The 3,154-nt window shown below is 42.9% G+C and carries 18 tRNA genes and 1 rRNA gene; all 19 read left to right on the forward strand.

The features are described from left to right. Window positions 1-220 precede the first annotated feature (220 nt). The 19 genes from rrf (at window position 221) to JNO63_RS08530 (ending at window position 3,122) form a co-directional block, all read left to right on the forward strand. Window positions 221-337 (forward strand): 5S ribosomal RNA (gene rrf / locus JNO63_RS08440). A 78-nt stretch (window positions 338-415) separates the two neighbouring features. After that, window positions 416-490: transfer RNA gene (locus tag JNO63_RS08445), tRNA-Asn, on the forward strand. Window positions 491-585: 95 nt separating this feature from the next. Beyond that, window positions 586-674: transfer RNA gene (locus JNO63_RS08450), tRNA-Leu, on the forward strand. A 111-nt stretch (window positions 675-785) separates the two neighbouring features. Continuing rightward, window positions 786-862, forward strand: a tRNA-Met gene (locus JNO63_RS08455). A 61-nt stretch (window positions 863-923) separates the two neighbouring features. Then, window positions 924-998: transfer RNA gene (locus JNO63_RS08460), tRNA-Glu, on the forward strand. Between the two features lie 216 nt (window positions 999-1,214). Next, window positions 1,215-1,290: transfer RNA gene (locus tag JNO63_RS08465), tRNA-Val, on the forward strand. 85 nt (window positions 1,291-1,375) lie between these two features. Beyond that, a tRNA-Asp gene (locus tag JNO63_RS08470) sits at window positions 1,376-1,452 on the forward strand. Window positions 1,453-1,478: 26 nt separating this feature from the next. Next, window positions 1,479-1,554, forward strand: a tRNA-Thr gene (locus tag JNO63_RS08475). A gap of 64 nt (window positions 1,555-1,618) precedes the next feature. After that, window positions 1,619-1,704: transfer RNA gene (locus JNO63_RS08480), tRNA-Tyr, on the forward strand. Window positions 1,705-1,763: 59 nt separating this feature from the next. Continuing rightward, a tRNA-Gly gene (locus JNO63_RS08485) sits at window positions 1,764-1,837 on the forward strand. Window position 1,838: 1 nt separating this feature from the next. Further along, window positions 1,839-1,915: transfer RNA gene (locus JNO63_RS08490), tRNA-Arg, on the forward strand. A 102-nt stretch (window positions 1,916-2,017) separates the two neighbouring features. Beyond that, window positions 2,018-2,093: transfer RNA gene (locus tag JNO63_RS08495), tRNA-Gln, on the forward strand. Window positions 2,094-2,097: 4 nt separating this feature from the next. After that, window positions 2,098-2,173 (forward strand) — tRNA-Lys (locus JNO63_RS08500). A gap of 137 nt (window positions 2,174-2,310) precedes the next feature. Further along, a tRNA-Ser gene (locus JNO63_RS08505) sits at window positions 2,311-2,401 on the forward strand. Between the two features lie 2 nt (window positions 2,402-2,403). Next, window positions 2,404-2,497: transfer RNA gene (locus tag JNO63_RS08510), tRNA-Ser, on the forward strand. 14 nt (window positions 2,498-2,511) lie between these two features. After that, a tRNA-Phe gene (locus JNO63_RS08515) sits at window positions 2,512-2,587 on the forward strand. A gap of 160 nt (window positions 2,588-2,747) precedes the next feature. Further along, window positions 2,748-2,823, forward strand: a tRNA-Trp gene (locus JNO63_RS08520). 33 nt (window positions 2,824-2,856) lie between these two features. Beyond that, window positions 2,857-2,933 (forward strand) — tRNA-Ile (locus JNO63_RS08525). Window positions 2,934-3,045: 112 nt separating this feature from the next. Next, window positions 3,046-3,122 (forward strand) — tRNA-Ile (locus JNO63_RS08530). Window positions 3,123-3,154 lie beyond the last annotated feature (32 nt).

Raw genomic sequence — 3,154 nt, forward strand, 5'->3', positions numbered from 1 at the left:
GTAATGTATTAAGCTAATGGATACTAAACTTTTAATCTTGACTGGAAATATTGTTGGCTATTGCTTGTCCCTAACCCCATTTTGCTTTGCAAAATGTATGGTAGGTCAGCCGCCAGAATTCTTCAAGATGCGTTAAGCAGCTTGAGTAGAATTTACGGCGTAATTTAAAGACAAGATAAAGGTTCAAACAAAAGCTTAACTATTAAAGGTTAGGTCATAATACAGTGGCGATGGCGCTAGGGATACACCTGTTCCCATACCGAACACAGAAGTTAAGCCTAGCAACGCCGATGGTACTCGGAGGGTGACCTCCCGGTAGAGTAGGAAGCTGCTGAACATTTAATATCAGCTAGCCATCTTGGCTAGTTAGATATAAATGTAAAAAAATATATTAGATTAATTTAAGTATAACTATGCTTAGGTAGCTCAATGGTGGAGCACCCGGCTGTTAACCGGTAGGTTGTGGGTTCGAGTCCCACCCTGAGCGCCAAAATTAGCTCCATTGGCTTTAAAATAGTCGTGATACAAGCGAATATTGCAAAGTAAAGCCCGAGGGCTAATGCCAGATAAATAATATTTATTTATGCCGGGGTGGCGGAACTGGCAGACGCACAGGACTTAAAATCCTGCGGTGGTTAAACACCGTACCGGTTCGATTCCGGTCCTCGGCACCAAAATTGGTTTTTAATACTAATTTAATCACTATCTGGTGAATTAATGGAGCATAGCTCTTTTATAGAATATGGTTTTTTTAGGAGCATTAATTCCTTAATTATTGAATTTGACGCGGGATGGAGCAGTTTGGTAGCTCGTCGGGCTCATAACCCGAAGGTCGTAGGTTCAAATCCTGCTCCCGCAACCATTACATAAAAAAACTTGCAAAGTATAAAAAAATATGATATACTTATCAAGTCGTTTCACAAGGCCCTATGGTCAAGCGGTTAAGACACCACCCTTTCACGGTGGTATCCCGGGTTCGAATCCCGGTAGGGTCACCACTATTAATATTACTTTTATATAAAGATAAAATCTTCGTTTGACGGGGATACCACCGTCGGTGGTAAGTTTTTCGGATTCATCAATAGCTTGCGCTTTGATTCATCTCGAAAATGAAAAGTACTCCGTACTTTCCGCCCTACAAGGGACTGGGTTACGAATCCCAGACTCCGTTTTACAGATATTTGATTTTAACTTATAATGTATTAAGTAAATATGGAAGTATAGCTCAGTTGGGAGAGCATCTGCCTTACAAGCAGGGGGTCACAGGTTCGAGCCCTGTTACTTCCACCACATATACTAGCCTTTTTGGCAAATAAAATAATTTTTGTTACTTCTTACACTAAGTGTAAAGCCAGAAATTAAGTAAGTATTATATGGCTCGGTAGTTCAGCTGGTTAGAATGCCGCCCTGTCACGGCGGAGGTCGTGGGTTCGAATCCCATCCGAGTCGCCATTTGGATTGCAATAGTGATCCAATGTGCTGATGTAGCTCAATTGGCAGAGCAATTGATTTGTAATCAATAGGTTGTAGGTTCAAGTCCTATCATCAGCTCCAATCCACTTCTTTTATTAAAGGAGTGAGATAAAGAACATGAAATTCTTTAACAAAAAATAATTTTGGGGATGTTCCAGAGTTGGCCAAATGGGACGGACTGTAAATCCGTTAGCTTTGCTTTCAGTGGTTCGAATCCGCTCATCCCCACCATTTAAATTTTAGGACTTAATGATTGATAAAATTTGTTTTACCATTATAATCCGCATAATGCGGGTGTAGCTCAGTGGTAGAGCCCCAGCCTTCCAAGCTGGTTGCGAGGGTTCGATTCCCTTCACCCGCTCCATGCGCCCTTAGCTCAGCTGGATAGAGCAACGGACTTCTAATCCGTGTGTCCCAGGTTCGAATCCTGGAGGGCGCGCCACAATATATCTTCTTGATATATTAAAAAAACCTTACAAAAAATTTGGTTATTTTATAAAAGTGTGGTATAATATATTTTGTTACTGCATTAAACAATTATCTTTGGGATATAGCCAAGTCGGTAAGGCACCAGACTTTGACTCTGGTATGCGTAGGTTCGAGTCCTGCTATCCCAGCCAATATGATCCATTAGCTCAGCCGGTAGAGCACCTGACTTTTAATCAGGGTGTCCGGAGTTCGAATCTCCGATGGGTCACCAAATTAGAAAAGCCTATTTCGTTTGAGATAGGCTAATCTAATACAAAATAATAGGCGAAAGTCAATTAAATTGGCTTTGAATCTTTTAGCCATTTGATTACTTACAATATAATATAAATCTTATTAATAATTAAATATGGAGAGGTACCGAAGCGGTCATAACGGGGCGGTCTTGAAAACCGTTAGAGTCTTTCGGCTCACAAGGGTTCGAATCCCTTCCTCTCCGCCAATGGAGAAGTACTCAAGTGGCTGAAGAGGCTCCCCTGCTAAGGGAGTAGATCCTTTCAAAAGGGATGCGAGGGTTCAAATCCCTCCTTCTCCGCCAATAAAATATATTATGCCCAGATAGCTCAGTCGGTAGAGCAGAGGACTGAAAATCCTCGTGTCGGTGGTTCGATTCCGCCTCTGGGCACCAATAAAAGCCTGTGCGGCTATTGGAGCACTCTCCATGAAATGGTCGCCGTATGCGAAACAAGCCTGTCCGGCTTAAGGAGGACTCGTGCCTTAGCACGAAATAACCGCAGGTCCTAACGGACCGAGGACCCTCTATAGGGTCTTATTTTTTTAAAAAATATAGGGGAGTAGTTCAGCTGGTAGAACGTCGGTCTCCAAAACCGGATGTCGCGGGTTCAAGTCCTGTCTCCCCTGCCAAAAAAATTATATTATATTTTATATTTATCTTATGGACCTGTAGCTCAGGTGGTTAGAGCGCACGCCTGATAAGCGTGAGGTCGGTAGTTCGAGTCTACTCAGGTCCACCATAATGACTTATCACCATTTATTAAGCAAATGGATGGTAGGTTGGCCGTCAGGCTTTCCCAATAGCACGAAGGGCGATTGGATAGAAAGCTACGACTTTTTTAATATTTTTGTGGGCCTCTAGCTCAGTTGGTTAGAGCGCCCGGCTCATAACCGGTAGGTCCAGGGTTCGAGCCCCTGGAGGCCCACCAAGTTTGGCACCCTTTATGGGTGCCTTTCTTAT

Origin of the sequence: Anaerococcus sp. mt242 (assembly GCF_016798225.1) — a bacterium.
In the GTDB taxonomy this organism is placed as follows: Bacteria; Bacillota; Clostridia; order Tissierellales; family Peptoniphilaceae; genus Anaerococcus.